General features: G+C 32.8%; 13 protein-coding genes and 1 pseudogene. 11 read left to right on the forward strand and 3 right to left on the reverse strand.

The window, feature by feature from the left end; translation table 11 throughout:
• The first annotated feature begins 181 nt into the window (after window positions 1-181).
• The 3 genes and pseudogenes from QUF93_RS28450 to QUF93_RS29105 all read left to right on the forward strand — a co-directional run bounded on the left by QUF93_RS28450 (window position 182) and on the right by QUF93_RS29105 (window position 2,237).
• The gene (locus tag QUF93_RS28450; RefSeq protein WP_000924380.1) at window positions 182-814 is read left to right on the forward strand and encodes a trimeric intracellular cation channel family protein; all 633 of its coding nucleotides are present in this window, start codon (window positions 182-184) and stop codon (window positions 812-814) included.
• Window positions 815-1,055: 241 nt separating this feature from the next.
• A pseudogene (locus QUF93_RS29100) lies at window positions 1,056-1,436 on the forward strand (protoglobin family protein); the annotation flags it as partial.
• Window positions 1,431-2,237, forward strand: coding sequence for a methyl-accepting chemotaxis protein (locus tag QUF93_RS29105; RefSeq protein WP_434476100.1), 807 nt, complete (start codon window positions 1,431-1,433; stop codon window positions 2,235-2,237). The pseudogene QUF93_RS29100 and the gene QUF93_RS29105, both read left to right, overlap by 6 nt.
• Window positions 2,238-2,328: 91 nt before the next feature.
• Here QUF93_RS29105 and QUF93_RS28460 read toward each other — a convergent pair whose 3' ends face one another.
• A complete protein-coding gene (locus QUF93_RS28460; RefSeq protein ID WP_289360916.1) occupies window positions 2,329-3,642 on the reverse strand; it encodes an ArnT family glycosyltransferase in 1,314 nt (437 codons plus the stop codon).
• 366 nt (window positions 3,643-4,008) lie between these two features.
• Here QUF93_RS28460 and QUF93_RS28465 point away from each other — a divergent pair, with 366 nt between their 5' ends.
• From QUF93_RS28465 to QUF93_RS28485, 5 genes are all read left to right on the forward strand, one after another.
• Entirely contained in the window at window positions 4,009-4,521 is a 513-nt protein-coding gene (locus tag QUF93_RS28465; RefSeq protein WP_002123645.1) for an acyl-CoA thioesterase, read from the forward strand.
• A 206-nt stretch (window positions 4,522-4,727) separates the two neighbouring features.
• The gene (locus tag QUF93_RS28470) at window positions 4,728-5,708 is read left to right on the forward strand and encodes a glycosyltransferase family 2 protein (protein WP_289360917.1); all 981 of its coding nucleotides are present in this window, start codon (window positions 4,728-4,730) and stop codon (window positions 5,706-5,708) included.
• A 93-nt stretch (window positions 5,709-5,801) separates the two neighbouring features.
• A complete protein-coding gene (locus QUF93_RS28475) occupies window positions 5,802-7,217 on the forward strand; it encodes an oligosaccharide flippase family protein (RefSeq protein ID WP_212934657.1) in 1,416 nt (471 codons plus the stop codon).
• Between the two features lie 346 nt (window positions 7,218-7,563).
• Window positions 7,564-10,239, forward strand: a complete 2,676-nt coding sequence (locus QUF93_RS28480; protein ID WP_289360918.1) for a YfhO family protein — start codon at window positions 7,564-7,566, stop codon at window positions 10,237-10,239.
• Between the two features lie 87 nt (window positions 10,240-10,326).
• Entirely contained in the window at window positions 10,327-11,265 is a 939-nt protein-coding gene (locus QUF93_RS28485) for a glycosyltransferase family 2 protein (RefSeq protein WP_289360919.1), read from the forward strand.
• Between the two features lie 75 nt (window positions 11,266-11,340).
• Here QUF93_RS28485 and QUF93_RS28490 read toward each other — a convergent pair whose 3' ends face one another.
• The gene (locus QUF93_RS28490; RefSeq protein ID WP_289360920.1) at window positions 11,341-12,279 is read right to left on the reverse strand and encodes an SDR family NAD(P)-dependent oxidoreductase; all 939 of its coding nucleotides are present in this window, start codon (window positions 12,277-12,279) and stop codon (window positions 11,341-11,343) included.
• A gap of 58 nt (window positions 12,280-12,337) precedes the next feature.
• Window positions 12,338-12,910: a TetR/AcrR family transcriptional regulator gene (locus QUF93_RS28495; RefSeq protein ID WP_289360921.1), complete on the reverse strand. Its 573-nt coding sequence runs from the start codon at window positions 12,908-12,910 to the stop codon at window positions 12,338-12,340.
• A gap of 112 nt (window positions 12,911-13,022) precedes the next feature.
• On the opposite strand from QUF93_RS28495, the gene QUF93_RS28500 reads away from it, so the two are divergent.
• The 3 genes from QUF93_RS28500 (at window position 13,023) to QUF93_RS28510 (ending at window position 17,472) form a co-directional block, all read left to right on the forward strand.
• Window positions 13,023-14,633: an ABC-F family ATP-binding cassette domain-containing protein gene (locus QUF93_RS28500; RefSeq protein ID WP_289360922.1), complete on the forward strand. Its 1,611-nt coding sequence runs from the start codon at window positions 13,023-13,025 to the stop codon at window positions 14,631-14,633.
• A gap of 214 nt (window positions 14,634-14,847) precedes the next feature.
• Window positions 14,848-16,242, forward strand: coding sequence for an MBOAT family O-acyltransferase (locus QUF93_RS28505; RefSeq protein ID WP_289360923.1), 1,395 nt, complete (start codon window positions 14,848-14,850; stop codon window positions 16,240-16,242).
• Window positions 16,243-16,254: 12 nt separating this feature from the next.
• Window positions 16,255-17,472 (forward strand): alginate O-acetyltransferase AlgX-related protein, encoded by a 1,218-nt coding sequence (locus QUF93_RS28510; protein WP_289360924.1) that lies wholly within the window; start codon window positions 16,255-16,257, stop codon window positions 17,470-17,472.
• Window positions 17,473-17,484 lie beyond the last annotated feature (12 nt).

Below are 17,484 nucleotides of genomic sequence, written 5' to 3' on the forward strand. Positions count from 1 at the left end.
TATACAATTAATCTTTCCACACTTTTTCGCTCTACTTTATTGCTAATTATCAAGCATTTTCAAACGCTTTCTTTAGCTATTTCATCCATTTTTCTACATGTAGCGAAAAGTAATTGTTATTTCCAAAACTTTAGTGTATATTTTTTCTCTGGAACATCTTTAGGAGGAAGGAATTAAAGCCATGTTATTAATCGATATATTTACGTTTCTTGGCATTATCGCCGCTGCCATTTCTGGTACATTAGTTGGTTTGAAAAAAGATTTAGATTTATTTGGTGTCCTTTGTTTAGCTGTAGCTACTGCGCTCGGCGGCGGTATTATTCGTGATATTATGATTGGTAACCTGCCTCCTGTCGCATTTGTAAAACCCATTTACTTTTTCGTAAGTGTACTATCAGCATTATTCACATGTATGTTTTTTGAGCGCATTAATAAACTTCAAGTTGTTATTATGCTTTCTGATGCTGTTGGTTTAGGTGTATTTACAGCTATTGGTGCAAATGCGGCAATGTCACATCACGTTGACGCCTCGTTTTTAGTCGTTTCAATGGGAGTTATTACAGGTATTGGGGGCGGTATTTTACGCGACATTTGCGCTCAAGATATCCCTTATGTATTCCGAAAAGAAATATATGCAATTGCTTCTATTTTAGGAGCAGTTAGTTTCCTAATTACACATGCAATGGGGGCACACGTATTAGCTTTCTATGTTTGTTTATTAATAACATTCGTTATTCGTGTAGTCACCGTAATATATAATGTACATTTCCCCGTTTTCTTTAAAACACATGCAAAAATTAATAAAGGCCATTAAGAGAATTCTACATAGAATTCTCTTAATTTATATACAATTCCACATACTATAGAGTAATTGCATATAAAAATATATAATTACATTAGAATAAAAAAATGAAAACGTTTTATAAACAGGGGGAAGAATGATGCTTGGGGTTTTAAAAAAAAATAAAACAAACACCAGTATAATCGAATTAAGCAAAGGCCAACAAATAATATTTAACGTGCCTGCTAATTCTGAACTAAAAACTCAAATGGATATGCTACATATTTCAAAGGAAGATTTACAAATTGTAAAAGTGTTACAGCCATTTATTTATGAGGAAATAGATTGGATAACAGAAAAATTCTACACCAACATCACAAAACAACCTAATTTAATTACTGTTATTGAACGCTACAGCTCTATTCCAAAATTAAAACAAACTTTAAAGACACATATTAAAGAATTGTTCAGCGGGAATATGAATGAAGATTTTATTGAACAACGTGTTAGAATTGCAAAAAGGCACGTACAAATTGGTTTACATAGAAAATGGTATACTGCTGCTTATCAAGAATTATTCCGCTCTGTCATGAAGATTTTGCAAACGAAAATTTCAACGATAGACGATTTTTCTTATTCTATAAACGTAATAAATAAATTATTCGCATTAGAGCAAGAACTTGTTATTGCAGCTTATGAATCCGAATATGAAAGAATCCAAAAAGAACATGAAAAAGAAAAAGAACTGACAGCTATGACGATTACACATATTGCAACAGAACTAGCGGCAGTATCTGAAAAAACAAGCTCTTCTATTCAACAGTTAACATCTAAATCCGAAAGTATCGTAGGAATTGCAAAAACAGGTACATCATTAGCTACGACATCAGAAGAAAAGGCCAACAAAGGAAAAGAACAATTAAATTTGCAAAACAAACGAATGGAAAGCATCCAAACGAATATGGAAACTATTATTACTGATACTCGTGAACTTCTTGATATTTCTAACAAAATTAACGAAATCATCGATATTGTAAAATCAATCGCCGAGCAAACAAATTTACTAGCATTAAATGCTGCTATTGAGTCTGCACGTGCTGGCGAATTTGGTAAAGGTTTTTCAGTCGTAGCGGGAGAAATTCGAAAGTTATCGGAGCAAACGAAAGAATCAATTTTCAACGTTACAAAACTCGTTGAAAAAACTAATGAACAAATTATCCACGTCTCTTCTTCCGTGGAACAAATTAGCTCTCTCGTATCTGAAGGGACAGATAGTATGCATGCGACAGACCAATATTTCCAAGAAATCGTAAAAGATATGTCTAACTCTAAAGAACAAAATAAAAAAATTGAAAATGAATTAGAAACTATCTCACAAGTAATGAAGAGTATTCAAGACGATTCCTCGAAAATGGCCTTAACAGCGGATAATTTACAACTAGAACTAAACCGATAAGGCAAATCGATACAAAGTGGAGATTCTTCCTCTCCACTTTGTATTCATCCTTATCATCCATCTACAAAAAAAGAATCCGAAATGGATTCTTTTATTTTCTGAAAAATATTTTTTGGCAATAAAAATAACTTATATAAACACCAAAGCTTTGTAAAATAAACAAAGCTGGCATAACAATATTATAATATGCTATATCTACTTGAAAGAGCCTTAACGATACATACCCGGTAATTAATAATACAAACAACATATATCCTTCACTTTGCTGTTTCTTAATTAGAAAATGTAATAAAGCTATGGCCATAAATAATGTCACCACTATATATATAAGCTTTTCACATTTAAAAATAATAGAATTTATTCCCTCATCTGAAAGTTGGTTAATAACTGGTTTTAACAGTTTAAATCTTTCTACTTCCATTTCTTTTAACTCTTGATCAATGTGCTCTTTTACACTTTGATTTTTGGGTGGTTTTTCTTCATTTTGACTTTTTCCAATTAAAACAGATTGAACATAAGTCTGATTAGAAATCGTATACTGTGACATTCCCATCATCTTGATACCATAGCTCACACTAAAATGAGTACTATAAAACAGAATAAGTATTCCTATCATTTTTAATAGTAATTTTTGTTTCGTTGCTGATCGAAATAATTCAATTGACAACACATATACAGCTATAAAAATAGGTAAAAATAACCCCATTGGGAAAATCATATTGCTAAACGCAAATAAAATGGCTGAAATTACCCACATATAAGGATGATCTAATCCCTTATATAAAAATATGTAACAAGCACAATAAAATAAAAATATTGCGAGTGATTCCGCCGTTAATACAGAACTCATAAATATATTTGGAATATATAAAGCGTAAAACATTGATGCAATACGACCACACTCTTCCCCAAAGACCGTTGACGCGATGCGATAAATGAAAAATGCAGTTCCTGTACAAAATAAAATATTAAATAGTTGTAAAGCGAATACCGTATCACCAAATATACGAATGATGATTGATTCATAAATAATAAAAGGTAACTGTGCTACATTCTCTATATTATTGCCAATTGCAATCTGCTTTGCAGAATCATACATAGCTTTCATATCACCTATCATTGGACTATCTACAAATAGAACTGTGATAAGTCTTACAACTATAGATATGCTTATTAGAAAAACAAGAAATTGTTTATCTGTAAAACGATATTGCAAAATTGATGCTACTAACAAAATAAGAATAACAAAAATCACCAATACGATTGTTATACTTGTTGTACTTCCCTCAAAAAATTGCTTACTTGTTTCAAAAGCCGACCAACAACTATAGACAAAAAATGCGAACATCGCACCTATCGTTATTTTACTGAAGAAAGACGAAAAATTTGTTTGTATATGATTCATATGTCCATTGCACCTCTATTTCCATTCATAACAAAACGATTCTATCATGAATAGGCACAAGGTTAATAGGGAATTTCTATGACAAATACATAGTCATTACTTTTTCACTTGCAATGTAAGCGAATCCTCTTTTACACTACATTTTATATACGATAAATTTTCTTTCAGTTACATGAATACAAATACAGAAATTTCAATAAAGTGAAACTTTAATCCGCGGGGGTTTTGTTCATCCTCCACTGACTATTAGCCCGCAAATAGCGGGATAATCCTCTTTTGGAACACTTTACTTCATTAAATATCTAATATGAGTACTCCACTTACACATGTCACTCTGATTGAAAACAGAAAATAGGGGATGAATATATGGAAAAGAAATTCATGCGAGAATCAAAAGCAATTAAAACAACACGTGTTTTTCCTAACGATTTAAATAATCACCAAACACTTTTCGGTGGGAAATTATTAGCAGAAATTGATAGTATCGCTTCAATTGCAGCTGCAAGACATAGCCGCAAACATTGCGTAACAGCATCTATCGATTCCGTTGATTTTTTAACTCCAATTCACCAGGCAGATTCTGTTTGTTATGAAGCATTCGTATGTTATACAGGAAAGTCTTCAATGGAAGTTTTCGTAAAAGTAATTGCAGAGGATCTACTAGCAGGCGAGCGTAGAATGGCCGCAACTTGTTTCATTACATTTGTCGCATTAAAAGACGGAAAACCTTCATCTGTACCACAAGTAATTCCTGAAACAGAGGAAGAACATTGGCTACATACAACTGGTTCAGATCGTGCAGAAAATAGAAAAAAAGGACGTTTGAAGAGTAAAGAAATGGCTGAAGTGTTAACTTTGAATAAACCTTGGAGTATTTAATAAATGATTTACCTTCCTTTTTTCTAATCAAAAAGGAAGGTTTTTTATATGAAGCATTTGTTTACACGCTTTTCATATAAAATACATAGAGTTGATTTACAAAGTTTATATGCGGTAAACTTATACAGATGTTCTTGTAATCTTCTTCCTTTGACAAGGCCTATATATAGTGTGCAACATAAAAAATTTGAGGAGATAAAAATTATATGATGGAACAAAAACAAATCGTTTCAGTTGTTATCCCGCTGTATAATGCGGAAAAATATATTGAAGAAACGATGGAATCGATACTAAATCAAACATATAAACATATTGAAATTGTAATTGTAGATGATGGGAGTAAAGATCAATCATCTTCTATCGTAAAAAATCTTGAGCAAAAATATCCAGGACAAATAAAATACGTCCCTCAAGAAAATCAAGGCGTTTCTGTTGCTCGTAATACAGGAATTGAAAATGCTAGCGGAGAATATATTGCTTTTCTTGATAGTGATGATTTATGGCATCCAACAAAAATAGAAAAACAAGTTGAAAGCATGCATAAAAACAATATGAATGCTTGTTATTGTGGCTATATGAACTTTTACGAAGAGACTGGAGAAAAAGTTGAGCACACGACAAACTTTATTAAAGGTGATATGACAAAACCTTTCTTAACGCATCAAGTTGTTGCTCAAACAAGTACTTGGATTTTCAAAAGATCTATCGTGATGGAGCATAATATTCGTTTCACACCAGGATGTAGCTGGGGAGAAGATTTAGAATTTCTATTTAAATTAATGAGTGTAACAAACGTATGCTATGTAGATGAATATTTGACATATTACCGAATCTTATCAGAAGGAAATCTTTCTTCAAAGTATAAAGATTATGAATTAAAAACAGCAAAAGAATTAGAAGTATTTAATCGAATGAAGGATTGGGTTCATAATAAATCAAAAGACTTAATCGTGAATGATTCTACAGAACTTCTTGAAATCCTTGAAACTTACCTATTCCCATATACAGTCATTAATAACGCTTGTATATACATTAAGGGCAACTCTAAATTAGATAAATCACAAGTTCAATTAATCAAAAGCGATATAAAGAAATATTGTCGCAAAATTTATTCGAAAAATGGAAAACGAAGCAAGAAGTTATACGCGATGCTTTGGTTTGTGCGAATCAAGTTTATGTTTTCTTAAATAAAAAATAAGCTTCTAAACATTCTTTCCGTAAACAAATCAAATTTACAAATAGGACGAAGCGCGTCCTAAAGAATAGAAAGGTCTTTTTCCATGAAAACAAATAAAATCCTTAAAAACGCTTCCTACCTATTTGTAGGAAATATTACTGTTCGATTTGTACTTGCTATTGCGACCATTTTCTTTGCACGATATGTTTCACCAGGTGAGTATGGTATGTTTACAACTGCGTTAGCAGTTTCCGCTGTTATTTGTTACTTTACAGATGCAGGTTTGACACATACATTTATGCGTGAAGGAACAAGAAGTGATGCTAACATTAGTGTACTAATCAGTAGCTATTTACGCATTCGTTTAGTATTAGCCATCGTAATCTCTGTGCTCTTCGCTATTTTCGCTCAGTTCTTCTATGCTGATGCTTACTTACGTGCCATGGTATATTGGGTTGTACTGCCGACCATGTTTGGAGCAACTTTACAAGGTGTTGGTATGGCTTACTTCCAAGTAACAGAACGTATGCAATTTACAGCGATTATTTCTGTAATACAAGGTGTAACAGCCGCAGCTGCGCTTCTACTAGGAATGTCATTTAAATGGTCACTTATGATGGTCGCTGCCATGTACGGGATTTCTAGTCTTGTAACAGGAGTCATCGCCTTCATAATGGTACTCCGCCATACAACGGTTCATAAAGGCTGGGACAAAGGTATTTTAGATCAACTGCTTATTTTCACAATCAATGGCATTATCATTATGCTCTTACCACAGTTAGGGCCTATTATATTAGAAAAAGTTTCAACGTACGAGCAAGTTGGATTCTTTGGAGCTGCATCGAAAATACCCGCTGTACTTTATCAAATACCCGGTGTAATTGCAGCAGCCTTTTATCCAAAGTTATTTGCTTTTGGAAATGAAAAGAATATTGATGAACATAGAAAACTATCTCTGTTCGAATTAAAGCTTATGTCTTTCTTAGGAATGGGGATTTCTATCCCATTTATCGCCGATCCAAGCTTTTGGATTGTTACTTTATTAGGTGAAGAGTATGCCCCAGCTGGTGACGCTCTTGCAATTTTAGCCTTTATGGTCATTTTACAATCTATCAACTATCCACTTGCTGATAATTTAACGACAATTGGTCAACAGTGGAAGCGTGCTACAACGATGGGGATTGGGTTAGCTGTCGCTATCATAAGTTACATCGCATTAGGTAGCCAATTTGGAATGATGGGAGCTGCGGCAGCTGCTATCATTACCGAGATTACATTATTAATCGGATTTACTTTATTCGTTCGTAAAGGCTTTTCATTACTATTCAAAGGAATAATATTTAATAGCCTAGCATTTATAATCAGTTACGCAATATACCGCACAACATTAATTAACTTACCGCCACTAATAGCTTTAACATTTACTGGTATATTGTACGGCATTATCGGTCTTGCCATCGATCCTCAAATACGCGGATTGATTTTAGGATTTATAAATAAAAAGCTAGTTAGAAAATAAATAAAAATAAAAACTTCAAATTAAATTTGAAGTTTTTATTTTTATCTTCTTACTTAGAATTAACCCTATTTTCAATCTTTATCTTAAATTGACTTGCCTTTCTGGAATGATTATACTTGGAAACGAACAACCCTAGATGTACAACACCTAGTATTAAAGCAATTCGCAGTTAATCTTCTATACAAATATTAACTTGCCACACCATGAATTGTACAACTGAAAACTTTATTACTATCATTAAAAATCGCCGATTCATCCATAGTTTTTTTTCATTATAAAACAATATCTAAATATGGAGAATGTGGTTTAAATCTGAATAACTGTATTGAGGAGGCTTATTCATTTAATGACTTCAGAAGTAAATAAAAGAACCTTTTTTACTAAAAGCACACTTATTATCATTCCATTATTAATAATATGTGCATTTGCTTTTCATTACTTTTTCCTAAAATCAGACAGTGTATTTTCTAGTACGGGAGATGCATTATCACAATTCAGCTTTTTTACATTCCTTTTACAACATGCATTTAAGGATGGGAATTTGTTTTGGTCTTGGGATTATGGCTTAGGTGGAGATTTATTCGGAGAATTTAGTTATTACTATAGTACAGCCCCATTTTTCTGGCTTACGCTCCTTCTTCCTAAACTAAATTTTGACCAAATCTTTGAGATGAAGCTATATATGAGTATTTTAAAAAGTACATTAGCGATGTTATTCATGTATGGCTCTTTACGTTATCATAATAAAACTATTTTTTCTTCTTTCATTTCTGCCATTATATATGGGGGATGTGTGACTTTTATTCGCCATTCTTTATTATGGGACTTCATGGCAGATGCTATAGTGTTTCTACCTTTAGTAATATGGGGACTGGATAAATATATTTTAGAGCGAAAAAAGGGATTATTCCTGTTTGCAACAGCGCTTATGCTTGCATCAAATTTCTATTTCGCTTTCATTACTAGCATTTTCATCTATATTTATGCCTTTTTCCAATATTTCGCTACACAGCAAAACAAAACGATAAAAACATTTCTAACTTATTATATTAGAATTGCTTTCCTATATTCCTTATCACTAGGTTTAGCTGCTGTTTGCTTTATACCATCTGTAAATGGCGTATTTAGTTCAGATCGACTAGCTACAAAATTTACTGTTCCGTTATTTTTTGAAGATACGTTTTATAAAAACTTAATGGAAAGTATCTTTTTCATTAATAATACAGAGGATTATCAGCTCGCATTCCCAGTTTTCATCCTCTTCCTTATTACTAGCGCGCTTCTAATACGCAATAAACTTGTCACAAATAAGTTACTCTTTACAGGGTTTATGTTAGTTCTGTATATGATTCCATATACGTATTCCGTATTTAATGGTTTTTCTGCTATGCAATACAGATGGTTTTACCTATTTGCATTTGTGGTTGCCCAAACTTCAGCTTACATTTTAGATTGGATGCTACTTCACAAAAAGAAGGTCAACTATTTAATAGGTCCTTTGCTAGCGACAGCACTATTTATTTACGCATTCTATAGAAAAGTAAACATAAACGAACAACCATTAGAAACGATTGATAACATTTTAATTGGTACTACTGCTTTATCTATTATTACAATATTACTATGGCGCTATTTATCAAAAGTAGTCTTACAATCTTTCATTATATTAAATGTACTGGTCAATGTAATATGTATTAATTACGTCTATTCAGATACAGCTCTTAGTAAACACTTTAATCAAGCAGGCGCAACAAAAGAATCATTACATGGGCCAGGTCTCGATAATAAGGATGAAATTGACGCAATTCGTTATATTCAAAATCAAGATAAAGATTTTTATCGAATTATCAATCCAAACAATAATTATAAGAATACACCGATGCTGCAAGGTTATCATGGTACAAGTACTTATCAAAGCTTAGTCAATCATGATGTTCATGACTTTATGAAAAATAAGTACAATGTTTTTCAAGGATATGATAGTCCATCTATGTTCTTCCAGTTAGATAAACGACTATTCCTTGAGAACATGCTAGGGGTAAAATATTATGTATTAAGTGAAGGTGCTACTAAAACTGATATTCCGTATGGTTATACGTATTTACAACAAGTAGGTCCTTACAACATTTATAAAAACGAATTTGCACTACCATTAGGCTATGTATACGAAGCTGGTATAAGTGATGAAGAATTTTCAAAACTTAATTTCGCCGAGAGAGATCAACTTTTATTAGATGCTGTAGTTGTAGATAACGTTGGAAGTCTTCCTTTAAAACAATTTAATACAAAACAGCTAGATTCAAAACAAATTAAGATTAATCCAAATAAAATTAAGTTGGAAAATATAGAGAAAGAGAAAGACATACTTACTGTTCATGAAAATGGGCGTATAATAGTACCTGTTGATAATACCGATATGTTAGGTGATCTCCTTGTTGAAATTAAAATTAGAAATGTAAATAAGGAATCATTTGGAGTTAATGTGAATGACAAATCTATGATAAAAGGTAATGAAGATGGAGCTTACGCTTACCCGTTAGAAAGATTTGTTTACAATTTAGGAAAAGATGCGAAGCCAACTGAGCTAATCATTTCTATCACTACTCCTGGTCAATATGAGTTTAAAGACTTACAAATCAACAGTACCAACTATAAAACTGTCCCGAAAAAAGTGAATACTTTAAAAGAAAATAGCCTACAAAATATTTACTATAAAGGTAACTACTTAAAAGGTAATATTAATTCTACTAAAGATGGATTACTATATTTATCTGTACCATATAGTAAAGGATGGTCAATACAGGTTGACGGTAAAGAAACTGAGTTTACGAAGGCTAATTCTTCCTTTATTGGTGTTCCTATTTCAAAAGGGCAGCATGTAGTTGAAATGAAATACGTCACACCTTATTTCAAAATGGGTCTCGTTATTTCTATCATTTCATTTATCATTTGTATCTCGCTTCTAGTTCTTGGAGATAAGGATCGATATACAAGATTTAAAAGTCGTTTTAAAAAAAGTTAGTAAAATAAATTGAAGTAAAAGTTGAAGATAATTGCTTCAACTTTTACTTCATGCTCAGTTTAAAATTACACCTAAGGAGGTCCTAACATGACCCTTTCAATAGTAGTACCTTGTTACAATGAGGAGAAGGTACTCAGAGCTTTCTATTCAGAGACTTCTCTTGAAATTCATAAGCTAACTACTGATTATGAATTTGTTTTCGTCAATGATGGAAGTAAAGATAATACATTAGAGATTCTACGTGAGCTAGCCGATTCAGACTCAAATGTGCATTATATATCATTTAGTAGGAATTTTGGAAAAGAAGCTGCTATGCTTGCCGGTCTAAAGTACGCTACAGGCGACGCTGTGGTTATTATGGATGCTGATTTACAACATCCACCTGAACTAATAAAAGATATGTTAGACGGCTATAATAACGGCTATGATCAAGTAATTGCAAAGCGAACTAGAACAGGTGATTCACCAGTACGCTCTTTCGTTTCTCGCTTATATTATAAAGTCATGAATAAATTCGTTGATATTGAGCTAGTAGATGGCATCGGTGATTTTAGACTTTTAAGTAGAAGTGCAGTCGATTCATTACTATCTCTAACTGAATACAATCGTTTTTCAAAAGGTTTATTTTCTTGGATTGGTTTCAAAGAACAAATTATTGAATACGAAAATGTATTACGTTCTGACGGAGAAAGTAAATGGACTTTCTCTAAGTTATTAAATTACGGGATAGATGGTGTAATTTCGTTTAACAATAAACCATTGCGATTATCTATATACCTTGGATTATTAACAACGCTTTTAGCTGTTTTATATGTAATCACTACATTTATTCAAATTACCGTTAGCGGCGTCGATGTACCAGGATACTTTACATTAATTTCTGCCATATTATTTATCGGTGGTATTCAACTCATTTTCCTAGGAGTTATCGGTGAATACATCGGTCGTATTTATTACGAAACAAAGCGTAGACCACATTTCATTGTAGCAGAGAAAAAAGTTAGTAAAGTAAAACAAAAAGCTTAGTAAAAAAGTTACTTCTGTAAATAGAAGTAACTTTTTTTAGTATTATTCTCCACTATTTGCAGGCATTCCAATTAGTTAATGTTTCATTTTACCCATATACTCAATAGTTTCTCTTATCCCCTCGTAATAAGGTGTTTTAGGAATTTCTCCTATATACTCTTCATATTTTTCACCACTTAATATAACTGGTTTTTCTACTAAATATAACATCTCCACAAATTCCTTCATTTGTTTATCAAATAATCCTAGTAGCTTAACGACCCACTTATTTACCGTTATTATTGATTTTTTATATCCTGCTAATTCTCTCATATGTTGAATCATTTCTTCTCCTGTAATTACGCCACATCCTGGTATATTCCAATTTTGGCCATATGCTTTATCGTGTAATGCCAATTCAACCATCGCTTTTGCACCATCTGGTGTAAAAATGTATTCACGCGCAATCCTTTTATCTCCTACAAAGCTAGACGTTTTATTTTCAAGTACCCCCTTTAATGTATGATGGACAAGTGTACTTTCTGCTTTGGGACCGTAAAAGTCCGGGAAATGAGCAATAAACATTTGTACATTGGATTCTTTTGCCACCTCTTCAAGCTGCAAACGAATTTTCCCCTTTTTTGTATGTGGTCTCTTTTCAGCATCTTCTTTTACGAGCTCTCGACCCTGCTTTCCATACGCATAAATATTATCAACTATCCCTAACTTGATACCATAATATTTCGTTACCTCTAATATATTTGTTAATAACTTTGCTTGCTGCTTCTCCCACTCCGAATATGGAATATTTACAGCGTGAAATACAACATCAACATCTTTAGCAGCACTCATCATATCCTCTTGTATAAATACATCTCCCGCTACGACTTCCACATTTTCCTCATCAGAAAATAATAAATCTAACTTCTCTTTATTCCTTGCAAAAGCGACTACGTGAATTCCTCGGTTACATAACTCTTTTACGATGGCATATCCCATTGAACCAGATGCCCCTAGTACTAAAGCTTTTTTCATTACAATTCCCCCTTAAATTAATTAACCACTGTTCAATTAATAGTAAAAAGAAAATCACTTACATAAGAAGCGATTTTGAAATAAACTCTACATGCACCTTAGCTAAACCTTGTAGTTCTTCAAACGTTTGACCACTCCTGCAATAATGTGCTACAAACCCATGTAATGATAAAAAGACAGACCATATTAACATCGCATTTATTTTTGCATCGCATAAAGAAGAGATGACGCTCGCAAATTTTTCATAACTAACATTCGGACTATCCGCCAAACACTCTTTTAACTCATCATCTTTAATTAAAAACATGATTTCGTAATGACTCTGATTTCGTAGGCCGAATTCAATAAAGCCGAATAAAACTGCTCTTAATTGTTCTTCTCTCGGTAATTTTTGATTACATATTTCATCTAATTTTTTATTTAACAACTGAAAATCTTGTTCTGCCATTGCGTAAAATAGCTCTGCTTTATTTTTAAAATGATAATAGATCGAACCATGACTATATCCAAGTTCCGTTGCAATTTTGCGCATTGAAGTATGTTGATATCCTTGTGCTATGAATAAATCCCTTGCTACATTCATAATCATTTCTCTTGTTAGTTCTTGCTTAACTGCTTTCCTTGGTGACATATTCCATACCTCACACCTTTAATTAACCACTGTTCAATTATATTATATATTTTCAAAAAATTAATGCAACATAATTCTTGAAAAAATATACATTTTGAAATGATAGCATTATATGAAAGAATTTAGTATCATGATTCAAGGTACTATTTCAAGTTGGACGGAGGATACTATGAGCTTATTAACAGTCGAAAAATTAGGACATACATTTGGTGATCGTACATTATTTAAAGATGTATCTATGCGATTACTAGCAGGTGAGCACGTTGGATTAGTCGGTGCAAATGGTGTTGGTAAATCAACATTTATGAATGTTATTACTGGTCAACTTATTCACGACCAAGGTCGTGTAGAGTGGACACCAGGTACACATTACGGTTACTTAGACCAGCATACAATTTTAACACCTGGTCGTACAATCCGTGATGTATTAGCAGACGCATTTTTACCTTTATTTGAAAAAGAAAACGCGTTAAATGAAGTTACAGAAAAAATGGGAACAGCTACACCAGAAGAATTAGAGGACCTTCTTGAGCAGATGGCCGAAATACAAGATGCTCTGGAAGCAGGCGGTTTCTATTTACTAGATATGAAAATAGAAGAAGCAGCACGTGGTCTTGGAATTGATGCAATCGGTTTAGATCGTGATGTTTCAGCACTAAGTGGTGGACAACGTACAAAAGTATTACTTGCTAAACTATTACTTGAACAACCAGAAGTGTTATTACTCGATGAGCCTACCAACTATCTAGACGTTGAACACATTAATTGGTTATCGAATTATTTAAAAGAATACCCGCATGCATTCTTATTAATTTCCCATGATACGGAATTTATGAATAAATGTGTTGATGTTATTTTCCATCTAGAATTCACGAAGATGACGCGCTATACAGCGACATACGAAAAATTCCTAGAACTAGCAGAAATCAATAAAAATCAACATATAAACGCTTATGAAAAGCAGCGCGAGTTTATTAAAAAGCAAGAGGACTTCATTGCGAAGAACAAAGCTCGTTATTCAACTACAGGTCGTGCAAAGAGTCGTCAAAAACAGCTTGATCGCATGGAGCTTATTGATCGTCCTGAAACGGCAATTAAGCCAGAATTCTCATTTAAAGAATGTCGTGCGAGTAGCCGTTTCGTCTTTGAAGGTGAAGATGTAGAAATCGGATATACACACGCATTACTACCAAAACTAACAATGACAATTGAACGCGGTGAAAAAATTGCCATCGTTGGATGTAATGGTGTTGGTAAATCAACATTACTAAAAACGATTTTAGGAAAAAATAAACCTTTAAGCGGTAAAACGAGCCTTGGTGACTTCTTAGAGCCTGCATACTTCGAGCAAGAAGTTAAAGCTGATAATATAACACCAATTGATGACGTCTGGAACACATTCCCTAGCATGGACCAACATCAAATTCGTGCAATGTTAGCGAAATGTGGATTGAAAAATGAACATATTTCTCGCCCATTAAATCAATTAAGTGGTGGGGAACAAGCAAAAGTTCGCTTATGTAAACTAATGGGTGAAGAAAGTAACTGGCTACTATTCGATGAGCCAACGAACCACCTTGATGTTACAGCAAAAGAAGAACTTAAAAAAGCTATGAAAGCATATAAGGGGACAATTCTTCTTGTATGTCACGAACCCGACTTCTATGAAGACTGGATAACAAAAGTTTGGAATGTTGAAGAGTGGGCAGAAAAAAACAACTAAATTATTTCATGTCAGTAAAAAAGGACCGTTCCTAAAAGATATTTAGGGACGGCCTTTTTTTATAAACAATGATTTTTTTCTCTCTCACCACTTACGAGAACCTCTCACAATATAAAGAAATTAAAAATGTAAATAATATCCTAAACTTTCTAATCTTACATTACAAAGAGAATTTTGGTATCATTTAAGTAAAATAGGAAAGGAATTAATTGAAATGGTATTTAGTAACCTTGTCTTTTTATGTTTATTTTTACCCGCTGTACTCTTAATTTATTATGCTGTACGCAAAGAACTACAAAATATAGTTTTATTATTTTTTAGTTTAGTATTTTATGCTTGGGGCGAACCCATTTATGTTTTCCTAATGCTGTTCTCTATCTTTGTTAACTATTGGTTTGGTATCTTGTTAGGGAATAGTCGCTTCACAAATGGGCAAAGAAAACTATTATTAACGTTTGCAATTGTAATGAACACAGCTATTTTAGGATATTTTAAATACGCAAACTTTTTAGTGGATAATATTAATTCTATCTTCCATACCAATATTATTCTTGAAAAAATACCTTTACCAATTGGTATTTCATTTTTCACGTTCCATGCGATGAGTTATATTATCGACATTTATAAGAAAAAAGTCGATGCTCAACGAAATATCTTTGATTTGGCTTTATACTTTACTGTATTTCCACAATTAGTAGCAGGACCAATTGTTCGTTATAATACAATTTCTCACCAATTACACCAGCGAACTGTTGATGCCGAAAAATTCTCTGAAGGAGTTCGCCGTTTTATTATTGGTTTAGGGAAAAAAGTTTTAATTGCTAACCAATTGGGTGCTATAGCTGATGAGATTTTCGCAATGAATCCTTCTGATATGAGTGTATCATTAGCTTGGATGGGAGCCATTGCCTATACACTACAAATTTACTTTGATTTTTCTGGATATAGTGACATGGCAATTGGATTAGGAAAGATGTTTGGATTTGATTTTCTAGAAAACTTTAATTATCCATATATCTCAAAATCCATTTCTGAATTTTGGCGTCGTTGGCATATTTCGCTCGGTTCTTGGTTCCGCGATTATGTCTATATTCCTCTTGGAGGAAATCGCGTTACAACTTGGAAAGTTTATCGTAACCTCTTCATCGTATGGGGATTAACTGGTTTTTGGCATGGTGCCAGTTGGACCTTTATGGTTTGGGGTATTTATTATGGAATGCTAATTGCATTTGAAAAAGCAGGACTTGAAAACCTACTTCAAAAATTATGGAGTCCTCTCCAACATATTTACGTTATGTTTTTAGTTATTATTGGATGGGTATTTTTCCGCGCAGATAATTTCAGTTATTGCCTTGAATTTTTAAAATCCATGTTCGGATTTAACGGTCCGTTAACAGATATTAATAGTTATTTCTATGTAATGAATTATTGGGGCATTTTCCTATTAGCTATTATTACTGCAGCGCCCGTATTTCCATGGTTACAAAAAGTGTTATCAACAAAAAGATTTGCTGTTTTATCGCCAATATATTATTTAAGTATTTTAGTCATTGTTTTAGTATTCCTAACAAATGCAACTTATAATCCATTTATTTATTTCCGTTTTTAAAGGAGGTTCACTATGAAAAAATTTCAAAACCTCACTTTAATAATGGGGTTTCTTACAGTTATTTTTGGAGTGGGTATTTGGACAGCAAAAGTTATTCTTATAGATAAAAAGACATTTTCTGAATTTGAGAACAGAAACTTAGCAATTAGACCTGCTGTAAATGCTTCCACTATAAAAACTGGAGAATTATTTAAAGGTACCGAAACACATTTTACAGATCATATTGGACCTAGAGATTTCTTTCTTGAAAGTTATATAAAGTTCCAACTGTCTATGAATCGAACATTCGTAAACAACATTCATGTTACAAACGATCAATTTATTTTTAATAGACCTAATATGGAAAATCATTTAAACGATGTTGATGCTGGGGTTCATGAATTAAACACTTTGAAAAAAGATTTTCCACAAACAGAGTTTTATTTTTCTTTAGTTCCTAGTAAGCAAACAGCGTTACAATATAAGCTTCCTTCTTACCTAAATCTTGGGTACGAACAAATACTTAGAGATCACCTTGCTGAGAAATTGGCAGAAACGCAATTCCCTATTATTGATGTATTACCCATGTTTAAAGAAAGATTTACTAACAAAGAACTAGAACGAATGTATTTAACTACAGACCATCATTGGAATATGGAAGGTGCCTTTTATGCGTATGAGGATACGATGAATTTTATTAATTCTCATTCAAACAAATATAAAGGACAACCAATAAAGAAAGACGACTACACCATTAACTGGGAAAAACCGAAAGGAAAGTTTGTTGGTAGCTGGAATAATCAATTGTACCGCTTAATTGATACTTCATCTGTACAAATTCCATATGTCCACTACAATTCCGGTGAATCTTGGGACGACTACACGGTTTACTATGGTGCTATTAAAGATGATACTGCTAAGGAATCTATGGCTCAGTTTTACGGAAAAGAAAAAAATATTCCTGCCCCTGGATATGCTAGTGTTTATCAGACTGATTTCCCTGAAATAAACATCATTAATGAAAAGGCAGACAACGATTTACACATCGTTATCTTAAAAGATTCGTATGCTGATGCTACATATCCTTTATTTGCACGTAATTTTGCTAAAACAACTTTTATTGATCCTCGTTACACTCAAGGAAAAAGTGTGAAGCAGCAAATAGAAGAACAAAATGCAGATATTGTATTGTTTATATACAATGACACCAACGTTTATGGTGACATGTATAAATTTCAAAATGTAAAATAAAAACTTATTTTA

It is taken from the genome of Bacillus hominis, from assembly GCF_030348325.1.
Classification (GTDB): Bacteria; Bacillota; Bacilli; order Bacillales; family Bacillaceae_G; genus Bacillus_A; species Bacillus_A hominis.